The sequence below is a fragment of the Streptomyces sp. NPDC088354 genome (assembly GCF_044753585.1).
Classification (GTDB): domain Bacteria; phylum Actinomycetota; class Actinomycetes; order Streptomycetales; family Streptomycetaceae; genus Actinacidiphila.
In genome coordinates, this window is the sequence record NZ_JBIVNJ010000009.1 from 155,311 (window position 1) to 177,796 (window position 22,486).

Consider the following 22,486-nt stretch of genomic DNA (forward strand, 5'->3'; position numbering starts at 1 on the left):
GCGCACGGTCGTCACCCGCACGGCCGTGCCCGGCCGCTCTCCGGTCGCCGTTCCCCGGACCGCGGCTTACGTTCGCGATGGCGCGCCCTCGTCCTCATCCCACGGCCGAAAGGCACAGAACAGACATGACGCCCACGTGCGCACGTCCGCCCCGGAACCGCAGCAACGTGAGTCGGGCGATCGCGGTGGCGCTGGCCGCCGCGGCCCTTCCCACGGCCCTGGCCTGCGGCGGCCCCACCCGCACCGACCGGCCGAACGCCACCGCCCCCGCCGCGGCCTCCTCCTCCCCCGCCACCGGGCCCGGCGAGGGCACGGCCCCGCCCGGCGGCGCGGCCTTCCCCCAGCTGAGCGGCGACATCACCAAGCGGCTCGACTCGGCGATCCAGGACGTGCTGAAGGAGACGGGCGTGCCCGGCGTGATCGCCGGTGTGTGGGCGAACGGCAAGGGCTCGTACGTGCGCGCCTTCGGCGTCTCCGACAAGCAGTCGAACGCCAAGATGACGTCCGACCTGTACATGCGCATCGGCAGCGTCACCAAGACCTTCACCGTCACCGGGCTGCTCCGGCTGGTCGACCAGGGCAAGGTGAAGTTGGACGACCCGGTCGGGAAGTACGTGGACGGCGTGCCCGACGGCGACAAGATCACCCTGCGTCAGCTGGCCGACATGCGCAGCGGGCTGTTCAACTACTCCGAGGACGCGGGCTTCGACAAGACGCTCAAGGAGGACCCCGAGCGCACGTTCCTCCCCGCCGAACTGCTGGCCTACGCGTTCCAGCACCCCTCGAACTTCCCGCCCGGGCAGCGGTTCCAGTACTCCAACACCAACACGGTGCTGATCGGCATGGTGATCGAGAAGGTCGCCAAGCAGCCGCTCGCCGGCTATCTGCAGCGCAACGTCATCTCGCCCGCCCGGCTCGGGCGCACGTCCTTCCCCAGGAACGCCTCCCTGCCCGACCCGCACGCCCGCGGCTACACGACGGACACGACGGACGGGCAGGAGGCCGACGCCACCGGCTGGAACCCCTCATGGGCCTGGGCCGCCGGCGCGATGGTCTCCGACCTGCGGGACATGCGCACCTGGGCGCACACCCTGGCCACCGGGACGATCCTCTCCCCCGCGAGCCAGAAGGCACGCCTGGACTTCCAGCCCACAGGGCTCCCGGGCACCGGATACGGCCTCGGCATCTTCGACAACCACGGCTGGATCGGCCACAACGGCTCCCTGCCGGGCTACCAGGCCGTGGTGGTCTACCTGCCGGAGGCGGAGGCCACGCTCGTCCTGCTGCTCAACTCGGACACCGCGCACCAGGGCAGCGAGCCCAGCACCCTGTTCGCCCAGGCCGTCACGAAGATCGTGTCGCCCGGCCACGTCTACACGCTCCCGGCGATGGCCAGCACCCCGCCCACCCCCGTCCCCAGCTCATCGCCCGGCACGGCCACGCCTTCCGCTCCTTCCGCCCCCTCCGCCTCCCCGAGCGTCGTCCCGCCCACCTCCGGGCCGACCGTCCCCGTCGTCCCGCCCACCCCGGGCACGACCTGACCGACGGCGTACCGCGGCCTGCGGTCCCGCCACGGGACGGCCTGCTCCAGCTGGGCGGCGACGCCCAGCAGCAGGTCCTCCCGGCCCTGGGCGGCCACCAGTTGCACCCCGATCGGCAGCCCCTCGCGGCTCAGTCCCAGCGGCAGGCTGACCGCCGGGTTGCCGGAGACGTTGAACGCCGCGGTGAACGGGCCGTACGCGAACAGCCGCCGCAGCCAGGACCGCACGGTGTGGCCCGGGTCGTCCTGGGCGAGCGTGCCGTGCGGTGCGGGCAGGGCGCCCAGCGTCGGGGTGACCAGCAGGTCGTACGTGGTGAAGAAGCGGCCGACCGCGCGCGTCACCCGGTGCTGGGCGTCGACGGCCGCCATCAGCTCCAGCGCGGTGCACGCCTCGGTCTCGGCGAGCACCGCGCGGGACACCGCCTCCAGCCGCGACCGGTCCAGCCGGGGCGCCGCGCGCAGCACCGCGCCGCCGCTCGCCAGCGCGACCAGGACCGAGGCCTCCACCAGGTCCTCGCCGTCCAGAGCGGGGGATGCCTCGGTCACTGTGTGCCCGATCCACTCCAGGACCCTGCCCGCGTCCACCGTGACGGCGGCGACCCGCGGGTCGACCGGGTCGCCGGTCCAGGCCGCGGTGGTCAGGGCGATCCGCAGCCGTCCCGGGTCCGCGCGCACCGCGTCGGCGTAAGGGCGCGGGACCGGCGGCAGGGTCACCTTGTCCCCGGGCACGGGCGCGCCGACCGCGTCGAGGAGGGCGGCGGCGTCCCGCACCGTCCGGGTCAGGGCGAACTCGGTCTGCTGCCCGAAGGCGGCCTCGCCCGCGAGCGGCCCGGACGGTGTGCGGCCCCGGGTCGGTTTCAGGCCGACCAGGCCGCAGCACGATGCGGGGATGCGGATCGAACCGCCCGCGTCGTTGGCGTGGGCCACCGGCACCGCGCCCGCCGCCACCAGGGCGGCCGCGCCGCCGCTGGAGCCGCCGACGCCGCGTGCCGGGTCCCAGGGGTTGCGGGTCGGCCCGTACCGCAGCGGTTCGGTGGCGAAGCTCAGCCCGAACTCCGGCGCCGTGCTCTGGCCGAGCGCCACCAGACCGGCGTCCCGGAACCGGCCCATCAGGTCGTGGTCGGCCTCCGCGACGGCGCCCCGGACGGCGCGGCTGCCCAGGGTGAAGGGCACACCCCTGACGAACGGGCCGCCGTCCTTGACCACGAACGGCACGCCCGCGAGCGGCCCGTCGCCGGCATGGGCGGGTGCAGGGTCGAACAACGGCAGCGTGAGGGCGTTGAGTTCGGCCCCCGCCTCGGCCAGGGCGCGCCGCGCGGCGGCCTCGACCCCGGCCGCGGACACCTCCCCCGCGCGGATCAACTCGCGCAGCCCTACGGCGTCCTGTTCCGCGTACTCGTACGGCTCCAACACCCCTGCCCTCCGGCTCGTGCCCGGCGGTCAGACTGGCACGCCGCGGACCCGCCCGACCACGGGGTTTCCGCGGGTCGCGGGGTACGACCCTCCGGCGCGAGCGCGGCGGGGACGTGAGGGCGCAGGCCCGCGGTGCGGTGGCCCACGAGGTGCAGGGGCGGCGTGCGTCCGGGCCGCGGGGCGGGACGGTCGGCCGTTCGCCGGCGCGGGAGCGCGGCGACGACGGGCGGCAGCCGGGGCTTCCCCCGGGGGCCGGGGACGTGACGGCCCCGGGTCCGCGACGCCACCGTCCGCGACGGGCGGGGGCCGGGGTTGCCTGGGATGGGGGTGGCCCTGGCGGCGATGTGGACGGTGACGTGGCCGGTCGGCGTCGCATGGCGAAGGCCGTCGACACGTGTCCGGGCCGGCGGCCCGGGCGTCGGGGAGGTGATGGCTCCGGCCCCGGGTGCGGTCGCTCACGACGGCCGGGGGCCGCGCGCGTTGGGCCCGTTCATGGGCCGAGGCGGCGGCGCGGCGGTCAGACGACCTTCCAGCGGACCAGCGCGCCGAGGGTGAGCGCGCCCGGGATGAGCGGAATCCAGACGGTGACGATGCGGAAGCCGAGCACGACCGAGGTGGCGGCCGCGACGGAGGCGCCGGAGGCGACGAGGGCGAAGACGAGCGCGGCGTCGACGGAGCCGAGGCCGCCCGGGGTGGGGAGGGCGGCGGCCGCGATGCTCGCGGCGACGTACGCGACGGCGACGTGGCCGATCGGCACCGGCATGGCGAGGGCCATCGACACCGCGACCAGGCCGGCCGCCTGCAGGGCCGGGAAGGCGAGCGCCCCGGCCCACAGGGCCAGCGCCCGCGACGGCCGGGCGTGCAGCGTGCGGGCGTCGGTGAGCGCGGTGGCCAGGAAGCTCCGGACGGCGGTGCGCACCTTCCGCACGGCCAGCAGGGCGATCACCGCCGCCGCGCAGACGCCGGCGACCACGGCGGCGGTGGTGCCGACCGGGAAGGAGAGGCCGTTCGGCAGCAGGCCGTGCAGCCGCAGCGCGTGCGGGAAGACGGCTATCAGCAGCACCAGCAGCGCCCCGCGCCCCACGCATTCGGCGAGGAAGTACAGGGCGATGGCCGCCGCCGAACGGGCCGGGGGCAGGCCGCAGGCCCGCATGAAGCGGAGGTTGACCGCGCTCGCACCGATGCCGGCGGGCAGCAGGTGGTTGGCGGCGCCCGCGGCGAACTGCGTGGCCAGCAGGCGTCCGGCGGGCAGCCGTTCCAGGACGACGCCCTGCCGCATCAGGGACACCGCGACCCAGCCCAGTCCGGTGGCGGCCATCGCGGCCACCAGCCAGGCGCGGTCGGCGTCGAGCAGCTGCCGGCCGCCGGAGGCGATGAGCGGCCAGTGCAGGACGACCCAGTAACCCACCAGCACGATGGGGGCCGTGCAGGCGATCTGGCGGACGGGTATGCGCCGCAGTGCGGCTCGGATGTGCTGGATGGATATGGCCATGATCTTTAGCCCCCGCGCCTCACGCGCCTGTCCGCAGGTACTGTCGTCCCTTCTTGCCCTGCCGACACGACTTTCCGGTGTCCTCCCGCTGACGTGCGGCCGCTGTGCGGATGGCGGGAAGACGCCGCTCAGCCGCGGAAGGCGCGCCGGTAGGCCTGCGGGCTGGTGCCGACGACGCGCTTGAAGCGCTCACGGAAGGCGGTGGGGGAGCCGAACCCGGCCTGTACGGTGATGCGGTCCACCGAGTGGGACGTGGACTCCAGCAGGTACTGGGCCCGGCGGACCCGGGCGCGGTGCAGCCACTGCAGCGGGGTGGTGCCGGTCTGCTCGCGGAAACGGCGGTTGAGGGTGCGTGCGCTGGTGCCGGCGTGCGCGGCGATGTCCTCCAGGGAGAGCTCGCGGTCGCAGTGCTCCTCCATCCAGCGCAGCAGCGGCTCCATCGTGGCCCCGGCGGGCGCCGGCGGCTGCTCGTGGACGATGAACTGGGCCTGGCCGCCCTCCCGTTCCAGCGGCATGACCGAGAGCCGGGCGGTGTCGGCGGCGACGGCGGAGCCGTGGTCCTTGCGGATCATGTGCAGGCACAGGTCGAGCGCGGCGGCGGCACCCGCCGAGGTGAGGAACTGCCCGTTGTCGACGTAGAGGACATCGGGGTCGACGGTCACCTCCGGGTGCAGGGCCGCCAGTTGGGCGGCCGCCAGCCAGTGGGTCGTCGCCCGCAGGCCGTCCAGCAGCCCGGTGGCGGCCAGGACGAAGGCGCCGACGCACACCGACGCGATGCGGGTGCCGTTCGCCGCGGCCTCCCGCAGCGCCCGCAGCACCCCCTCCGGGACCGGCCGCGAGGGGTCCGCGGTGCCGGGCACGATGATCGTGTCGGCGTCGGCCAGGCCCTCCAGTCCGTACGGGGCGCGCAGTGTGAACGGACCGGCGCCGACCTCGGGGTCGGGGGCGCAGATCCGCAGCCGGTAGGCGGGGCGGCCGTCGGGCAGCCGGGTGCGGGAGAAGACCTCGATCGGGGCCGCCAGGTCGAAGGCGATGACCTGGTCGAGCGCGAGGACGGCGACCGTGTGCATGGCGAGAGTGTAGAGGTGCGACGAGTTCTGGCCAAGGCGTGTATCAGGGATACAGCCGAGCTCCCCAGCTGGATACCGTTGGCGAGAATCCGTTGGGATATGGCAACAGCGCCACTTCTGCCGTGCTTCCCACCGCTCTAGCGTCGGAGGCGTCCGATCGATGTCCACCGCTGTGGAGGGGTGCCGATGCACGCCCAGTTCGTCCTGTTCGACGGCTTCGACCCACTCGATGTCCTCGCGCCCTACGAGACGCTGGGGGTAGGCGGTGCCGAGGTCTCGCTCGTCTGCGCCGAGGGCCCGCGCGAGGTGCCCAGCGGGGTCCGCGGGGTGTCCCTGCGGGCGGGCGCGGTGCTCGACCCGGACCGCGCGGACCTGGTCGTCGTGCCCGGCGCGGCGGGCCGGGTCCCGGCCGGGGACGAGGAGGAGGACGGCGCGGACGACACCGTCGCGGCCCGCCTGGCCCGCACGCTCGGCACCCCGTTGCCGGGCCTGCTCAAGGCGGCCATGGACCGGCCCGGCACCACCGTCGCCACGGTGTGCGGCGGCTCGCAGGTGCTGGCCGGGGCGGGCCTGATCGGCGGGCGGCACGCCACCACCCACGCCCTCGGCCTGGACGCGCTGTGGAACGCCGGGGTGAAGGTCGTCGACGCCCGCGTGGTCGACGACGGCGACCTGGTCACCGCCGCCGGCGTCACCTCGGGGCTGGACCTCGCCCTGTACCTGCTGGAGCGGGAGTTCGGCCCCCGCGTCGCGCACGCGGTGGAGCGGTTGCTCGCCCATGAGCGCCGCGGCGTGGTCTGGCGCGCCGCGGGCGCCGTTCCGGCCGGGGTGTGAGGACGCCGCCCGTGACCAAGTTCCTTCTCGCGGTCCACGTTCTGGCCGCGATCGTCGCCGTCGGCCCGGTCACCGTGGCCGCGAGCATGTTCCCCCGCATGGTCCGCCGGGCACCGCGGTCGGCACCGCTGTTGCACCGCATCTGCCGGGTGTACGCGGGTCTCGGTGTGGCCGTCCCGGTGTTCGGGCTCGCCACGGCCGGCAGCATGGGCGTCCTCGGGGACGCCTGGCTCGTCACCTCCATCTCCCTGACGGCCGCGGCCGCCGGGGTGCTCGGCCTGCTCGTCCTGCCGCGACAGGAGGCGGTGCTCGCCGCGCTCGACCAGGGGAGAGACCCGGGCGGGACCGTCGGGCGCCTCGCCATGCTCACCGGTGTCTTCAACCTGCTCTGGGCGACGGTCACCGTACTGATGATCGTCCGCCCCGGTTCGACGACGGGAGCGTGACCGCGGTGCGCCCGCTGCGGATCGCCTCCGCCGTCGAACTGCTCTCGCTGGCGGTGCTGCTCGCCAACCTCGCCACCGTCCATCTGCCGCCGGTCTCCTCCCTCATGGGTCCGGTCCACGGCTGCGCCTGGCTCTGGGTCGTCATCGCCGTCCACCGGGCGGACGGTTCGGCCACCGGAGCCCGGATCCGCGCCCTGGTCCCGGGCGTCGGCGGTCTGCTGGCGCTGCGCAGGCTGCCCGCGCCGTGACCGCAACACCCCCGCCCGGAACGGGTGGTGGCGCCCCGTCGCGGCCGCGGCCAGGCTTCCGTCATGGAACCGACGCTCGGCCGGGCCGCCGCCCGCCTCTTCCCCGGCACGCCCGGCCACCACGGGGTGCTGCCGCCGCTGCTGGTCGTCCTGACCTTCGTCACGGGCGTGGTGGACGCCGTCAGCTACCTCGGCCTCGGCCGGGTCTTCGTGGCCAACATGACCGGCAACGTGGTCTTCCTGGGATTCGCGCTGGCCGGTGACCACGCGCTGTCCGCGGTGGCGTCGGTGGCCGCGGGGGCGGCGTTCTTCGCCGGGGCGGCGGCCGGCGGGCGGCTGGTGCTGCGGGTCGCGCACCCCGTACGGCTGTTCACGCTGCTGGTGGCCGCGCACGCGGTGCTGGTGGCGGCCGCGATCGGCGCCTGCGCCGCGGGCACCTCCCGGTACGTGCCGATCGCGCTGCTCGCGTTGGGGATGGGCCTGCAGAACGCCGTGGTCCGCAAGCTCGCCGTGCCCGATCTGACGACCACCGTGCTCACCCTCACGGTGACGGGGCTCGCCGCGGACCGCCCGGGACCGGCCACGCCGCGCCGGGTGCTGTCGGTGGCGGCGATGTTCGCGGGGGCCCTCACCGGCGGCCTGCTGCAGATCCGCTGCGGCAACGCCGTCGCGCTCGCCCCGGCGCTGCTGCTGCTCGCCGCCGTCGCCCTCGCGGCCCTGCCCGGCTCGCGGGAGTGAACGGGGCGTCAGGAGCGAGGCGAGGAGGCACCGGACGCCGGGCCGGGGGAAACCCGGCGCCCGGAGTTCTTTCCCCACACACCCGCGGCCGTTCCGCCGCGACCGTCGGCTGCCCCGCCTCCGGCGTCCCAAACGGCCGCACGGCCCGTGCGGCACGTTGCGCCGCACGGGCGGAGCCCGCCGCCACGCCGGGCGCAGCGCCCCGGGGGCGCCGGCGCCGGCTGGTAGCTTCGCCACCCTCCGCAGACGGCCCCTCGGGACGGAGAACTGGGTGACTCAGCGCCGCGACGACACCGACAACCGGCCGTGCGACGGCCCGGCCGACGCGCACGACGACGCCGCGGCCCTGGGCAGGCGGGGCTTCGTCGCCTCGGCCGCGCTGGCCGCCGCGGCGCCCGTCGTCCTGGGCGCCCCGTCCCACGCCGCCGCGCCTGCCGCGCCCGCCGCCGCGCCGGTGCGGCGCGGCACGGTCGCCCGGCTGCTGGAGATCCCCGCGCCCGGCCGTGACGTGCGCTGGATCCGGCAGGCCCTGCAGGTGGCGGTGCAACTGGAGCTGTCGACCATCCCGCCGTACCTGTGCGCCTGGTGGTCGGTGAAGGACCGCCGCGGCGCGGTGGCCCGCAGGCTCCGGAGCATCGTCATGGACGAGATGTTCCACATGGGCCTGGCCTGCAACATGCTCACCGCCGTCGGCGGCCGCCCCTGGATCGCGGGCGCGGTGCCGGCGTACCCGGGGCCGCTGCCGGGCGGTGTGCGCAGCGAGCTCACGGTGTACCTGTCCGGGCTCACCAAGGGATACGTCCACGACGTGATGATGGGCATCGAGATGCCCGAGAACCCGCTGCTGCGCTCGCTGGGCGGGCCGCCCACCATCGGCGACTTCTACGACGGGCTGCTGGAGGCCTTCCGCGGCGTCCGGCCCCGGCTCACCGCCCGCGGCCAGATGACCCAGCGGGTCGGCGGCGACGGGCTGCGGCCGATCCGCACGCCGGCCGACGTCGAGTGGGCGATCGAGATCATCAAGGAGCAGGGCGAGGGCACGTCCTCCTCGCCCCAGGCGCACCTGTCCCATGGCGCCCTCGGCCACTACTACGCCTTCGCCGAGATCTACCACGGGCGCGCCCTGCGCCGGGTCGGCGGGCTGTGGGAGTTCACCGGCGACCTCGTCCCGTTCCCCGAGGTCCGCCCCATGGGTGTGGTGCCGGCCGGTGGCTGGGCCCGTCCGGCGCGTGAACCCGGCCGTCTGCTGCAGCACTTCGACGTCCGGTTCAGCGAGATGCTGCGCGGCCTCCAGACCGCCTGGGGCACCGGCGACGCCCACGCGCTGGACACGGCGGTCAAGGTGATGCGGCAACTGGAGGAGCCCGCCGTCCGGCTCATGGAGATGCCCCTCCCCGACGGCAGCGGCCGCACCTACGGTCCCCAGTTCCACGTCGTGCACCCCGCGGGAGGCCGCCTCGCCACCGCCCACGGCGGGCCGCCGGTCCACTGACCGCCGCCCGGGCCGCTGGACGAAGCGGACAATCGGGGCCTCCCGAGGGGGCGTTCATCGCGCGTTCACCAGGTCCGATGCGGTGATGTGACATCGGCCACACAGGTTACGGAGCGTCAGTGCCCGCCGCTCCCGGGTGCCGGGTGCCGGAGCGGAGCCGACCCGGTGGAAGCTGTGGGGGTCCCGGCCTGATAGAGAGCGGGTGGCGACCTTCGGTCTCGTCGGCCGAGCCGTCAATCTCGGCCGTTGTCCGATCGGTTCCGGTTCACCGAGAGCACTTCCCTGCATGAAGGGGCCTTCGTGACCAAAGTGAAGTTTGTGTAACCCACGTGAAGGCGTTGTGTTTGATGCCTTAGATTTTCCGTACCTGAGTCGCTTGCGTCGCTTTTTTGGTCAATCGTGTTTGACCCGGTTCGTGTGGGGGCCTTTTTCATGTCGAGTTTCTTGGACTCGTCCTGGTCATGGCTGGTGGAGGCGGTGGGTGAGACGTCCTGGCGGGACGTGATGCCGCTGGGCCTCGCCGGTGTGTTCGTGTGGGGACTCTGGCTCTACCGGGCGGTGCTGTCCCGGTTCGCGAGACCCGTGGTGAACAACTTCCGTACCACCACCTCCGTCGTGGTGCCCGCCTACCGGGAGGACCCCGACATCCTCCTGGACTGCCTGGACACCTGGCTCGCGCAGAACCCGATGGAGGTGATCATCGTTCCCGACGTGGAGGACCACGAGGTGCTCCGCCGGCTGTCGCAGGTGACCGACCCCCGGGTGCGCGTGATCGCCTTCGAGCACCGCGGCAAGCGGTCCGCGCTCGGCGTGGGCATACGCGCGGCCAGCGGTGAGGTGGTCGTCCTGGTCGACTCCGACACCCGCTGGGAGCCCGGACTGCTGGACGCCGTGCAGATGCCCTTCGTCGACCCCGCGGTCGGCGGCGTCGGCACCCAGCAGAACGTCTATCTCCGCGGGTCCAGTGTCTGGCGCCGCATAGCCGACTGGCTGGTCAACCTCCGCTACTACGACTACGTCCCCGCCATGGGCCGGGCCGGCGCGGTGGCCTGCCTCTCCGGGCGCACCGCGGCCTACCGCCGCGCGGCGATCACGCCCGTACTGACCAACCTGGAGGACGAGTTCTTCCTCGGCCGCCGCTGCATAGCCGGCGACGACGGACGGCTCACCTGGCTGGTTCTGGCTTCCGGCTACAAGACGGTCCACCAGTCCTCGGCCCGCGCGCTGTCGATGTTCCCCTCGTCCTTCCGCGCGTTCGTCAAGCAGCGGGTGCGCTGGAGCCGCAACTCCTACCGCTGCTACCTCACCGCGGTGTACAAGGGCTGGCTGTGGCGCCAGCCGCTGGTCACCAAGATCACGGTGCTGCAGATCCTGCTCACCCCCGTCACCATGGGCATGGCCGTCGGCTACCTGGTCTTCAGCCGCCTCGACCTGAGCGTCCGCGGCATCGTGCTGGCGCTGATCTGGCTGCTCGTCGGCCGCGGGGTGCGCGGCTACTCGCACCTGCGCAAGCACCCCCACGAGGTGCTGCTGCTGCCGCTGCTGGCCCTGGTGGTCATCATGATCTCGCTCCCCATCAAGCTGTACGCCTTCGCCACGATGAACAAGCAGGGCTGGCTCACCCGCAGCAGCGACACCATCGGCGGCGAGGGCCAGGACTCCGCATCGCTCGGCACGACGCAGACCACCGCCACCTCCGGCTTGGGGGCCCTCCAGTCATGAACCGCCCGATACCCGCGCGGCGCGTCCGCCTCGCGCTGCGGGCCGCGGCGGCGCTGCCCCTCACAGCGCTGCTGCTCGCCCCGGCCGTGCCCGCCCTCGCCGACGACTCCGGGGACACGACCTCGCAGTACACCGCCGAGGAGTCCGAGACGCAGACCGCGCTGGTCGCCGGTGAGGACCACCGGCTCGACCAGATCCGCGCGATCGCCGCGGTCGCGTCGCTGAAGGACCTGAAGTACACCAAGCCGTACCGGCTGGAGACGACCGGCGGCTACACCCTCGTACTGACCCGGCGCAGCCAGGTGTACACCGTCGCCGACCTGCTGAAGCTCGCGCCGCAGACGTTCGTGCGCAAGCCGGACGGTTCCTACCTGCTGACCGAGAACATCTATCTGAACTCCGGCGCCAAGCTGCGGCTGTCCAACCCCGGCGGGCTGAACCTGCACCTGGCCAGCAGCCGGCTGGGCTTCGTCTCCATCGTCTCCTTCGGCGGCCGGATCATGTTCGACGGCGCCCCGCAGGCGCACTTCAAGGTCACCGGCTGGGACCCGCAGAAGAACAAGCCCGACACCGACCCCCGGGACGGGCGGGCCTACATCCGCGCCATCGGCGGCCAGTTCTCCATGACCTACGCGGACATCTCCGACCTGGGCTTCTGGAGCGGCCGGACCGGAGGGCTCAGCCTCACCGGAACCGACCGCCCCAACACCGGCAGCCTCGACGGCCCGGACTCCACCGACGAGGAGGACTCCGGGCAGCTCAGCAGCAGCGGCGTGCTGGCCGGACCCGCGGGCAACCTGAGCAACCCGGACAGCCGCTTCACCGTGCCGAAGCTGTCCTACGTGTCGGCGGACATCAGCCACTCCACCGTGACCGGCAACGCCTACGGGCTGTTCGCCTCCGGCGCCACCGGGGTGACCATCGACTCCACCACCATCCGCGACAGCCTGCAGGACGGCCTCGTGCTGCACCGCTACGTCACCAACGCCGTCGTCGAGAAGACGGTGTCCCGGGACAACGGCGGTGACGGCTTCGTCATGGCCCGCGCCACCCAGCAGGTTCGCGTGACCGGCTCCAAGTCGATCGGCAACGGCGGCAACGGCTTCACGATCAGCGGCCAGCCGCTGGCCCACGGCCCGTCCGCCTCCGGCCAGTCCGTCAGCAACTACGGCTCCAACTCGGTGTCCAGCAGCACCGCCAAGGACAACGGCCACTACGGCATCGAGGTGCTCGGCGGCACCGACGTCGGCGTGCAGGACAACACCGTCAACGGCGGGGACATGGGCATCGTGGTCCGCAAGGACGCGGAGAAGGTCGCCGTCACCGGCAACCACCTGATCGGCCAGTCCCGGCAGGGCATCTCCGTACGCGACGGGGTGACCGGCGCCAAGGTCACCGGCAACATCGTGGAGAACGCCGACACGGCCGTGTACGTGCGCGACTCCGTCGCCGAGGTACGCGGCAACACCGTCGAGAACGCGGGCAACCACGGCGTCTCGCTGGTCGGGGACATCGGGGGATCCACGATCTCCTACAACGTGATCGCCGGCGTCGGCCCGAGCGCCGTCGACCGCACCCGCGCCAGCGGCGACGCCACGGTGAAGGAGAACCAGACCTTCGCCTGGTACGACACCAGTTCGTTCTGGGTGAAGTTCAAGCACTACGCGAGCCCGATGACCCTGCTGTGGGCGGCCATCCTGTTGCTCATCGTCGTCTCCGCGGCCCTCGGCCAGCGCGGCCGGCGCACCCGGCAGCTCGGCCGCCACCCCTACCTGGACAAGCGCCCGCTGCCCAAGGACAACGTCCGCGAGATCCAGCTCGCCGGTCAGGACCGGGTCCCGGTGATGGCCGAATGAAGCAGGGAACGCGGGCCATGTGGGTCTCCGGGGCCGCCCTCGTCATTGCCGTCGTCGCGCTGATCGTCGCGGTGGCCTCGGGCGGCGGCGGGGACGCCTCCCGCACCGGCGCCGCGGGCGACACCGTGCGCAGTGCCTCGCCGTCCGCCCCGCAGGCGCCGGCCGAGGAGCCGACCGCGCCCGCCACCGGGCCGCTCGGCGCGCCGTCACCGTCACAGCCGCCGTCCTCGCCGGAGCCCACCGACACCGCCACCGCCTCCGCCGGCTCGGTCACCTGCCCGGCGCCGACCGTCATGGTCGGCGACGCCAAGTCGCTGGACGACGCCCTGGAGAACGCCATGCCCGGCGACGTCATCGGGCTCGCCGACGGCACCTACAAGGACAAGTTCACCGCCGAGACCGCGGGCACCTCCGACCGCCCGATCTGGGTCTGCGGCGGCCCCGGCGCGGTGATCGACGCCGGTGACGTCGCCGGCGGCTACGCCTTCCACCTCGACGGCGCCAGCTACTGGCGGCTGGTGGGCTTCACCGTGCGCAACGGCCAGAAGGGCGTGATGGCCGACCACGTCGAGCACGCCGTCATCCAGGGCCTGACGGTGGAGCACATCGGCGACGAGGCCATCCACCTGCGGAACTTCAGCAGCGACAACGTCGTCCGCGGCAACACGGTCCGCGACACCGGCCTGCGCAAGCCCAAGTTCGGCGAGGGCGTGTACATCGGCAGCGCCGAGTCCAACTGGTGCACGGTCAGCAAGTGCAAGCCGGACAACAGCGACCGCAACGTGGTCACCGGCAACCGCATCAGCGCCACCACCGCCGAGTCGATCGACATCAAGGAAGGCACCACCGGGGGCACCGTCACCCGCAACACCTTCGACGGTTCCGACCTGTCCGGGGACCACAACGACTCGTGGGTCGACGTCAAGGGCAACAGCTGGACGATCTCCTTCAACACCGGAAGCCACGCGGCCGCGGACGGCTTCCAGACGCACGAGATCCTCAAGGGCTGGGGCCGCGGCAACACCTTCAAGGGCAACGTCGCGCACGTGGACGGCCCGGGCTACGGCTTCAACCTCACACCCGTCAACGGCAACAAGGTGACCTGCGACAACAAGGTCACCGGCGCGGGGAAGGGCCTGACCAACACCGACTGCGCCGACTGACGCACCGCGTCCGGCCCGCCGCCCCGCCACACCCCCGGACCCGCCGTCGTGCGGGGCCCGTCCTGAGGGCGGGCCGCCGCGGCCGCGGACCACGCCCCGGGGCGCCGTGATCCGCGGCGCCCCGCACCACCCCCGACACGCGAAGACACCGAGACACCCTGGAGCGATCATGGCAGCCATCACCCTCGCGGAGGACGTCGCCGGCGCCAGACCCGGCGAAGCCGACGGGACGGCCCCCCGCCTCACCGTCATAGGCACCGGATACCTCGGTGCCACGCACGCCATCTGCATGGCCGTCCTCGGCTTCGACGTGCTGGGCGTGGACGTCGACCCGGTCAAGATCGAGCGGCTCGCCGGGGGCGAGGTGCCCTTCTTCGAGCCCGGTCTGCCCGAACTGCTCGCCAAGGCCCTGGACTCCGGGCGGCTGCGCTTCACGACCAGCTTCGAGGAGGCCGCGGAGTTCGGCGACGTCCACTTCATCTGCGTGGGCACGCCCCAGCAACGGGGTTCCGACGCGGCCGACATGACCTACGTCGACGGTGCGGTGACCGAACTCGCCCGTCACCTGCGCCGGCGTGCCCTGGTCGTCGGCAAGTCCACCGTCCCGGTGGGCACCGCGGCCCGGCTCACCGAGCTGGTGCGGACCACGGCTCCGGCCGGCTCCGAGGTCGAACTCGCCTGGAACCCCGAGTTCCTGCGCGAGGGCTACGCCGTGGACGACACCCTGCGCCCGGACCGGCTGGTCTTCGGCATCGCCTCGCCCTGGGCCGAGGAGCAGCTGCGCGCCGCCTTCGCCCCGGTGATCGCGCGGGACACCCCGGTGGTCGTCACCGACCTCACCACCGCGGAACTGGTCAAGGTCGCGGCCAACTCCTTCCTCGCCACCAAGATCTCGTACATCAACGCCATGGCCGAGGTCTGCGAGGCCACCGGCGGAGACGTCACCGGCCTCGCCGAGGCGCTGGCGTACGACGACCGGATCGGCGGGCGCTTCCTCAAGCCCGGCCTCGGCTTCGGCGGCGGCTGCCTCCCCAAGGACATCCGGGCCTTCGCGCACCGCGCCGAGGAGCTCGGCGTCGGCCAGGCCGTCGCCTTCCTCCGCGAGGTGGACGGCATCAACAAGCGCCGCCGCGCCCGCACCGTCGACCTCGTGCGCGAGATGGCGGGCGGCGATCTCACCGGGGTGCGGGTGACCGCCCTGGGCGCCGCCTTCAAGCCCAACTCCGACGACATCCGCGACGCGCCCGCGCTGGACGTGGCGCGCACCCTGCACGAGCTCGGCGCCCACGTCACCGTCGTCGACCCGGCCGCCACCGAGAACGCGCGGCGCAGCCACCCGGAGCTGTCCTACGGCACCGACGCGCTCTCCGCGGCGACCGGCGCCGACGTCGTCGTCCTGCTCACCGAGTGGACCGAGTTCCGGCAGATCGACCCCGAGGCGATGGGCGCCGTGGTCGCCTCCCGCCGCATCGTGGACGGCCGGCACGCCCTGGACCCGGTCCAGTGGCGCACCGCGGGCTGGGAGTACCGCGCCCTCGGCCGCCCCTGAGCCACGACCCGGCGGGCCCCACGAGCGGGGGCCCGCCGGGGCATCACCCTCCCGCCGGGCGGGCGCCGGGCCCGGTGGGTGGTCCGCCGGTGCCGGGGACCGCGCTGCCCCGGACGCGGCTGCCGCGGCGGTCGCCGGACCCGGCCGCGCGGGCTCGGGACGGGGCCCTGGCCGGTGGCCCTGCCCTTCCGCCGCTCTGCCGTGTGGACGTCCGCGGTGTCGAACCGCCGCGCCCGTCCGACCGGGCGGACCCGAGCGGTGGATCCCGCGGCGACGCGGTCGACGGGGAGCTCGATGTGGCCTGAGCCGTCCGGCGCGGAGGCGAGCGGGTGTTTGCGCTGTGCCGGGTAGCCGTCGCCCGCCGTCAGCCGCGGCGTGAGGTACTGGCCCGGCAGGTGCCCGGCCCAGCCGGGCACGGCGAAGCGGGTCGGCGGGGCGAACGCGGGTGCGGCGAGGCCGGGGGTCCTACCGGTCGCCGAGACCCCCGGGAGCCGTGCCCGTCCGGTCCTCGCGGACGCCGTGGCCGCGGAGTCACGCAACGACACTGCTCCGCGTCGAGCGGCTCCTCAGGCGGTGGGGCAGGAGCGTCGGAGGCCGTTCGCCCGTTCGCCCGTGTGGCCGGGGGGCCCGGAGGGGCGGCAGGGGCACGTGTGTCCCGGCGAACCCCCGTCTTCTTGATGGCCGGTCGGGGCGACCGTACTCTGCGGTCTGTTCACTTCTGATCCACCGGCGATGGGGAGTTGACGCCTTGTCCGGAACGCCTTCCGCACCGCCGACCGACGAGGACGTCCTCCGGGCCGTCGAGCGGCACCTGTCCGAGCGCAGCGGCGGCCCCGTCCGGTTCGGCGCCCCCACCGCCGTGCGGATCTCCTGGCACTCGCTGCTGGACTGCCGGATCGTGCGGACCACGGAGACGCGCACCGAGAGCGCGCGGACCCACAAGGGCCGGATCGACCTGTCGAAGCGCGCGGTCTACACCGAGCTGACCACCCACAAGGTCGACCCGCCGCCGGAGGCCGGCCGGTCGCGGCGGATCGAGCTCGTCCAGCGGGACTCCATACGCGAGCGGGCCTGCGAGTGCGGCAACGGGACATGGCACTGCAAGCGGTGCGAGGGCCGCGGCGACATCCCCTGCGAGACCACCGTCGTCTGCGCCGGCTGCCGCGGCCTGGACCCCTGCACCGCGTGCGAGGGCACCGGCCGCGCCCGTGACCGCGCGTCCGCGCGCCGCGGCGCGGCGGACGGTACGCCCGCGGTCCCGGCCGCGGCCTCGCCCGAGCGGGTACGGTGCGCGAAGTGCCGCAGCCCGCGCGCCGCCTGCCCCAAGTGCGCGGGCCGGGCCCGTACGGAGTGCCCCAAGTGCGAAGGCCGCGGGTCCGTCCCGTGCCCGCAGTGCAAGGGCTCCGGCACCGTCCCGCACGACGCCTGCGGCGGCACCGGCGTGCTCACCACATGGACCGGCGCCGTCATCGAGGAGCGCGACCGCGCCGACGCGGTGACGCTGCCCCGCAAGCGGCCGCCCCAACGGGCGCGGCGCCGCGCCCGGTCCGCCGGCGACTGGCGCGAGACGGTCCTGACCTCCTCCCGCGCCGGTCTGCCGGCCGACCTGGAGCACGAGCACCACGAGGCGATCGCCCCCCGGCTGGGCCGCACCCCCGGCGAGGTCGCCCGCCGCGTCACCATCCGCCACCTGCCCCTTGCCCGGCTCGTCGCCGACCAGGATCCGGACCGGGTCTTCTACGTCTTCCCCGGCCGTTCCGGCCTGGAGGTCGTCCCGCTCCCCTCCCGGCGGCGGGTGGTGCAGGCGGCCGCCGTGGCGGTGGCCGCGCTGGTGGTGGTCGTGCTCGTGCTGGCACTGGTCCTGTAGCGCCCGGTCGCGGGGCAGGGGGGTTGCCCGGCCGGTGCGCCCGGCGCAGGCTGGGGGCATGGGTGCTCAGGACGGCCCGACGCTCATCACGTCCGTCCAGCGAGCTTTCCGCCTGATGGAGGCCATAGGGGCACACGAGGGCGGCGCCCCGGCGAAGCAGCTGGCACGCGAGGTGGGCCTGCCCCTGCCCACGGCCTACCACCTGCTGCGGACCCTGTGCCACGACGGCTACGCACGGAAACTGGACGACGGCGGCTTCGTCCTCGGCGACCACCTGCACTCGCTGTCGACCGGCGGCCGGGCCCAGTGCCTGCTGACCCGGGTCCGGCCGACGCTGGCCGTCCTGCGGGACGAGGTGTCGGCGGCGGCCTACCTGACGTTCTACGAGGACGGCGAGATCCGTGTGGCCGAGATCGTCGACGGGCCCCGGGCCCCGCGCGTCGACCTGTGGGTGGGGTCCGAGGAGGCCGGGCACGCCACCGCGCTCGGCAAGTGCGTGCTGCGCGAACTCGACGGCGAGGGCCGCCAGGACTACCTGTCCCGGCACCCCCTCGCCGACCTCACGCCGAAAACCGTCACCGACCGCCCGGAACTGCTCCGGCAGCTCGACGCGCCACCGCTGGCCCCCGCGGTGACGGACCTGGAGGAGTACGTGCTCGGCACCGTCTGCCTGGCCGTGCCCGTCCGCTGCGGCGACGTCCTCGGGTCGCTGGGCGTCTCCCTGCCGGCCGGCCGGCTTCCGCAGGCCGAACAGGTCCGGTCCCGGCTGCTCGCGGCGGCGGGCCGGGTCACCCGGAGCCTGTCGCTCACTATCTGAAAACGCGGCCCTTGCCGCCGCCCGGTCTGCCCTGTTCCCTGGAGTCCATTGGACAAAGCGGACATCCAGACGTCGCGTCCCGCGCGTGCGTCGTGAACGGGAGAAGTGCGGAAGCGGACATGACCAGCGCCCCGAACCGAGACCTCGAGCACCACCGCCCGTTCGCCGCCGGCTCCCGCCTCGCCGCGGCCCTTCCCGTACTCCTGCTGTGCACCGTCGCGCTCGCCGCGGTCGCGATCGGCGCCGGGCCCGGATGGCTGCCGCTGCTGGCGGTCGTGCCGGCGCTGGCCGCCGTCACCTGCCGGCCCTGCGGCGTGCTGGCGGTCGGCCTGCTCGCCGTGACACTGGGCTCCCTCGCCGGGTGCCGGGGCGACGGGCCGGGACGGGAACAGACCATCGTGCTGTGTACCCTGGTCGCCGTCACCCTCGCCGGCGCCCTGGCCAGCCGGCTGCGGGTGCGCCGCGAACGCGTCCTGGCCGCGGTGCGCTCGGTCGCCGAGGCCGCCCAGCACGCGCTGCTCCAGCCGGTCCCGGCCACCGTCGGCCGGTTCCAGGTGGCCGTCCGCTACAGCGCCGCCGCGGCCGAGGCCCGGATCGGCGGCGACCTGTACGCCCTGGTCCACAGCCCGTACGGGGTCCGGGTGATCGTCGGGGACGTGCGCGGCAAGGGCCTGCCCGCGGTCGGTACCGCCGCCCTCGTGCTGGGCGTCTTCCGCGAGGCCGCCTACGACGAGCCCGACCTCCTCGACGTCGTCGCCCGCATCGAGCGCAGCCTCGCCCGCAACCTCGGCCCGGACGACTTCGTCACCGCCGTCGTCACCGGCCATCCCGGCGCCGACCGCCTGGAGGTCGTCAACTGCGGCCACGCGCCGCCGCTGCTGATGCGCGGTGGCGACAGCGGCGGCGTCCGGACCGTACAGCCCGTCGAACCGCCGCACCCCGCGCCGCCGTTGGGGCTGCGGGCGCTGACCGGCCAGGCGCCGGCCCTGCAGGTGGTGCCCTTCGCCGACGGCGACCAACTGCTGCTCTACACCGACGGCGTCATCGAAGCCCGCAACCGCGACCGCGAGTTCTACCCGCTCGCCGACCGGGTCCCGCTGCACCTGACCGACGAGCCGTCCCGCACGCTGAGCACGCTCGGCGACGAACTGCTCAGCCATGTCGGCGGCCGGCTCCACGACGATGCCGCGCTCCTCCTGATGCGCAAGCCGGCGGCGGTCTGAGTCCGGCCCCGGGGGCGGCCGTCAGCCCTTGTGCCACTTCTGGTTGGACTGGCCGTTGCAGGTCCACAGCTGGAGCCGGGTGCCGGCGCCGGTTCCCTCGTCCACCACGTCCACGCATTTGTCGGCCTGAGGGTTCACCAGGTCGCCCGCGGCACTGAGCCGGAACTGCTGGGCGCCGCTGTCGTGGCAGTTCGCGAGTTGAATGACAGCGCCATTTTCATGGGATCCCCATGCCACATCCATGCAGAGGCCGAGTGCGCGCAGAGTGCCGTCGGAGGCGAATTCCCACTTTTGGTTGGCCCTGCCGTTGCAGTTCCAGATCTGCAGCGGGGTGCCGTCCTTGCCCTTGCCGTCGTTTGCGTCGGTGACGTCGATGCAGCGCTGGGAGGCGTTGCCGACCAGGGCCGTGCCGGGCACCGTGCCCGTGCCGCCGCCGGACCCGCCGCCCGACGAGCCGCCGGGGGTCGCGGAGGCGGTCGTCTTGGTACCGCCGCTGTGCACGGTGCCGGAGGGCTGCTCCTTGGTGCCGGTGCCGGACTGCGCCCCCGATGTCCCGGTGCCCGTGCCGGTGCCGCCACCGGTGCCCGCGGCCGGCAGGCCGACGCCACCGGAGCCGGAACCGCCGGAACCGCCCCCGACCGTGCCCGCGGCCGCGGACCGGGGCAGCTGGCCCGCGGGCTGCCGGCCCGCCCGCGCCGAGGGCACGGGGCTACCGGGCGCGGTCGCCGCCGCGTCCGGGGTGGCTCCCGCGACCGTCCTGACGGAGGTCGCCGGGGACTCGGAGAACAGGTCTATTCGTGCCAGCAGGGGCACGATCAGGACGCCCGCCACGGCCAGCGCCACCACCCCGACGGTGGTGGCCCACACACGGGCGCCGGGCAGCAGCCCGCGACGCGGCAGGGTGGGGCGCCGGGCGAAGGACTCGGTGAACCGTGCCGCCTGGTCGTCGCCCGGGTCCGTGGCGGACCCGGAGGACTTGGGAGAGAGAACGGACGGCACGTCGCCTCCTTGAAGCCGAGAAGAATTCATCGGAAATGCCCCTTAGGGGCTTGCGGGGGAAATCCGCCGCCCCGGCCCGATCCGCTGAGGCGTTCGAGGGGGCAGGGACACGGTAGCGAATTCTGGCGGCTGTACCATCACCGGAGTGAACGGTCGGCCGTTTTCCGGCCGCCCTCGCCCCGAGTGCGGTGTACGCCCGATGACGGGCGCTGATTTGATCTGCGCCACAAACACCGCCGCAAACACTTCCGACTCCTGGGGAGATTGTGAGCCTCGCCGACCATGACCGTGCGGACGACCTGGCCGACGCCGTCGGGCTCCTCGTCGCCGAACGGGACAGTCTCCGTCGCTATGTCGCGGGACTGATAGGACGCGACCCCCACACCGTGGAGGACGTGGTCCAGGAGACCCTGCTCCGGGCCTGGCAGCACGCGCCGCTCCTGGAGTGGCGCGACCGTCCGATCCGCATGTGGCTGTTCCGGGTCGCCCGCAACCTCGTCGCCGACCGGGTCCGCAGGAACCGGACCGTGCCGGTCGGCGTCACCCCCGACGACTTCGCCGCGGCGACCACCGCCTGCGTCCCGGACCACGCGGACGAGGTCGGGGACCGCCGCCTGCTGGTCGACGCCCTGCACACGCTGGCCCCGGCGCACCGCGAGGCGGTCACCCGGGTGCACCTGCTCGGTGAGGCCGGCGAGGACGTCGCCCGGAGCCTCGGGGTGCCGCGCGGCACCGTGAAGTCCCGCACCCACCACGGCATACGGGCGCTCCGCGACGAGCTGGGCGCGCGCGGCTACGGCCGCCCGGCGCAGGGCGCCGCTCGCGGAAAGGCCGCGGCGTGATGGGCGACGGTGGGCTGACCACCTGGTTCGGGCTGGCCGGCGCCGTCATCCTCGTGGTGGCGGTGACGCACTGGCTCGTCAGGCGCGGGGGCGGATGGAAGGCGCTGCTGCGCCGTACACGGCACGAAGCACGGCTGACGGTCCGGGCGTTCACGGGGCCGGTGCGGACCGAGATCCGCTACCGGAGCGGGCTGCGGCTGCTGGTGCGGCTGCTGCGGGACCGGGACCTGTGGGCCGACGCCGAGCGCGCCGTGGCCATGGCCGGTGACGTGGACCCGACGGCCCGCCCGTACGGGGTGCTCGCCGGCCCGGACCTGCTCGGGGTGCTGGTGGCCGCGGGAACGGCGAACGGCTCCCCGGCCCCCGTCCCGCCGGAGCCGTGGGCCGCGGACCCCGCCGACCCGCTGCTGTGGTGGATCTCCCGCGGCGACGTCGGCGGCGCCGGCGGGGCCGCCGCGCCGCTCCTGGTCTGTGCGGGCACCGACGGGCGCCACGCCGTCCTCCTCGACCTGGCCACCGGCCCCACCGCGGTCTCCGTGCACGGCGCGCCCCGGACCGCCCGCGCGGTCCTCCAGGCGCTCGCGGCCCAGCTGGAGGTGCGCCTCCCGGCGGGCACGGTGGCGGTCTCCGACGGCGTCCACCCGCGCCACCCGGGCCGCCCCGCGGACGAGATCGTGGACCAGCCGGGCGTCGGCTTCGTGGTCACCGCGCAGGCGCCGTCCCGGCCGGTGCCGGACGACGTCCGGCTGTTGACCCTCGGCCCGGCCCGCGGCCGGGTGCGGCTGCTGGCCGCCTCCCCGGACGGGATGCTCACCGTCCACGGCGCCCCCGCCGTCGGGCGGATCGACGCCCTGCCGCTCGCGCGCGCCGTGGTGAAGGCGCTGAACGCGCTGCCGCCCCACCCGGCGTCCGGCGGCCCCGGCCCCGACGACGAGCCGCCGGTCCAGATCGCGCCCGTGGAGCATCCCGACGTCCTGCCCGCAGGCGTCGCCGCGGCACCCCACGACGACCTGGCCGAGCCCGACTTCACGCTCGGTGTCACCTCCGAGACGCCCCCGGCCCGGGCCGCCGTCCGGACCCCGTCCACCGCCGTCGCCGACGACGGCCTGGACGACCTCGCCGAGCCCACGACGTCCGGCATCGCCGGCGTCTCCGCCGCGCCCCCGACGCCCTGA

At 74.3% G+C, this 22,486-nt stretch carries 18 protein-coding genes and 1 pseudogene; 15 read left to right on the forward strand and 4 right to left on the reverse strand.

The features are described from left to right. Positions 1-125 precede the first annotated feature (125 nt). The gene (locus ACIP98_RS16545; protein ID WP_401976457.1) at positions 126-1,541 is read left to right on the forward strand and encodes a serine hydrolase domain-containing protein; all 1,416 of its coding nucleotides are present in this window, start codon (positions 126-128) and stop codon (positions 1,539-1,541) included. Positions 1,542-1,618: 77 nt separating this feature from the next. Here the strand turns inward: ACIP98_RS16545 and ACIP98_RS16550 are convergent. From ACIP98_RS16550 to ACIP98_RS16560, 3 genes and pseudogenes are all read right to left on the reverse strand, one after another. Then, positions 1,619-2,953, reverse strand: a pseudogene (locus ACIP98_RS16550) (amidase); the annotation flags it as partial. A gap of 517 nt (positions 2,954-3,470) precedes the next feature. Next, complete coding sequence (locus ACIP98_RS16555) at positions 3,471-4,445, reverse strand: lysylphosphatidylglycerol synthase domain-containing protein (RefSeq protein ID WP_319663830.1); 975 nt, start codon at positions 4,443-4,445, stop codon at positions 3,471-3,473. A gap of 128 nt (positions 4,446-4,573) precedes the next feature. Beyond that, positions 4,574-5,515 carry a GlxA family transcriptional regulator gene (locus ACIP98_RS16560; protein WP_401976460.1) on the reverse strand — a complete coding sequence of 314 codons (942 nt, stop codon included), beginning with the start codon at positions 5,513-5,515 and terminating at the stop codon, positions 4,574-4,576. A 186-nt stretch (positions 5,516-5,701) separates the two neighbouring features. On the opposite strand from ACIP98_RS16560, the gene ACIP98_RS16565 reads away from it, so the two are divergent. The 12 genes from ACIP98_RS16565 (at position 5,702) to ACIP98_RS16620 (ending at position 19,470) form a co-directional block, all read left to right on the forward strand. Beyond that, a complete protein-coding gene (locus tag ACIP98_RS16565; protein WP_401976463.1) occupies positions 5,702-6,349 on the forward strand; it encodes a DJ-1/PfpI family protein in 648 nt (215 codons plus the stop codon). Positions 6,350-6,360: 11 nt separating this feature from the next. Beyond that, positions 6,361-6,795, forward strand: a complete 435-nt coding sequence (locus ACIP98_RS16570) for a hypothetical protein (protein WP_319663835.1) — start codon at positions 6,361-6,363, stop codon at positions 6,793-6,795. Beyond that, positions 6,792-7,043: a DUF3817 domain-containing protein gene (locus ACIP98_RS16575; RefSeq protein ID WP_319663836.1), complete on the forward strand. Its 252-nt coding sequence runs from the start codon at positions 6,792-6,794 to the stop codon at positions 7,041-7,043. Before ACIP98_RS16570 ends, ACIP98_RS16575 begins: the two co-directional genes overlap by 4 nt. A gap of 63 nt (positions 7,044-7,106) precedes the next feature. Further along, positions 7,107-7,781, forward strand: coding sequence for a YoaK family protein (locus ACIP98_RS16580; protein WP_401976466.1), 675 nt, complete (start codon positions 7,107-7,109; stop codon positions 7,779-7,781). 271 nt (positions 7,782-8,052) lie between these two features. Continuing rightward, positions 8,053-9,273 (forward strand): ferritin-like protein, encoded by a 1,221-nt coding sequence (locus ACIP98_RS16585; protein WP_319663838.1) that lies wholly within the window; start codon positions 8,053-8,055, stop codon positions 9,271-9,273. Positions 9,274-9,705: 432 nt separating this feature from the next. Continuing rightward, the gene (locus tag ACIP98_RS16590) at positions 9,706-10,995 is read left to right on the forward strand and encodes a glycosyltransferase family 2 protein (RefSeq protein WP_319663839.1); all 1,290 of its coding nucleotides are present in this window, start codon (positions 9,706-9,708) and stop codon (positions 10,993-10,995) included. Beyond that, positions 10,992-12,851: a right-handed parallel beta-helix repeat-containing protein gene (locus tag ACIP98_RS16595; RefSeq protein ID WP_319663840.1), complete on the forward strand. Its 1,860-nt coding sequence runs from the start codon at positions 10,992-10,994 to the stop codon at positions 12,849-12,851. The genes ACIP98_RS16590 and ACIP98_RS16595 overlap by 4 nt, the downstream gene beginning before the upstream one ends. Further along, positions 12,848-14,014 carry a right-handed parallel beta-helix repeat-containing protein gene (locus ACIP98_RS16600; RefSeq protein ID WP_319663841.1) on the forward strand — a complete coding sequence of 389 codons (1,167 nt, stop codon included), beginning with the start codon at positions 12,848-12,850 and terminating at the stop codon, positions 14,012-14,014. Before ACIP98_RS16595 ends, ACIP98_RS16600 begins: the two co-directional genes overlap by 4 nt. A gap of 169 nt (positions 14,015-14,183) precedes the next feature. After that, positions 14,184-15,563 carry a UDP-glucose/GDP-mannose dehydrogenase family protein gene (locus ACIP98_RS16605; protein WP_319663842.1) on the forward strand — a complete coding sequence of 460 codons (1,380 nt, stop codon included), beginning with the start codon at positions 14,184-14,186 and terminating at the stop codon, positions 15,561-15,563. Between the two features lie 748 nt (positions 15,564-16,311). Continuing rightward, on the forward strand, positions 16,312-17,430 hold the full coding sequence (locus ACIP98_RS16610; RefSeq protein ID WP_319663844.1) for a hypothetical protein: 1,119 nt from the start codon (positions 16,312-16,314) through the stop codon (positions 17,428-17,430). 58 nt (positions 17,431-17,488) lie between these two features. Continuing rightward, on the forward strand, positions 17,489-18,247 hold the full coding sequence (locus ACIP98_RS16615) for an IclR family transcriptional regulator C-terminal domain-containing protein (RefSeq protein WP_319663845.1): 759 nt from the start codon (positions 17,489-17,491) through the stop codon (positions 18,245-18,247). A gap of 119 nt (positions 18,248-18,366) precedes the next feature. Next, complete coding sequence (locus ACIP98_RS16620; RefSeq protein WP_319663846.1) at positions 18,367-19,470, forward strand: PP2C family protein-serine/threonine phosphatase; 1,104 nt, start codon at positions 18,367-18,369, stop codon at positions 19,468-19,470. Positions 19,471-19,491: 21 nt separating this feature from the next. On the opposite strand, the gene ACIP98_RS16625 is transcribed toward ACIP98_RS16620, so the two are convergent. Beyond that, positions 19,492-20,469, reverse strand: coding sequence for an RICIN domain-containing protein (locus ACIP98_RS16625; protein ID WP_319663847.1), 978 nt, complete (start codon positions 20,467-20,469; stop codon positions 19,492-19,494). Between the two features lie 266 nt (positions 20,470-20,735). On the opposite strand from ACIP98_RS16625, the gene ACIP98_RS16630 reads away from it, so the two are divergent. Both ACIP98_RS16630 and ACIP98_RS16635 read left to right on the forward strand, forming a co-directional pair. Further along, complete coding sequence (locus tag ACIP98_RS16630) at positions 20,736-21,311, forward strand: sigma-70 family RNA polymerase sigma factor (protein ID WP_319663848.1); 576 nt, start codon at positions 20,736-20,738, stop codon at positions 21,309-21,311. Continuing rightward, complete coding sequence (locus ACIP98_RS16635; RefSeq protein ID WP_401976472.1) at positions 21,311-22,486, forward strand: hypothetical protein; 1,176 nt, start codon at positions 21,311-21,313, stop codon at positions 22,484-22,486. The genes ACIP98_RS16630 and ACIP98_RS16635 overlap by 1 nt, the downstream gene beginning before the upstream one ends.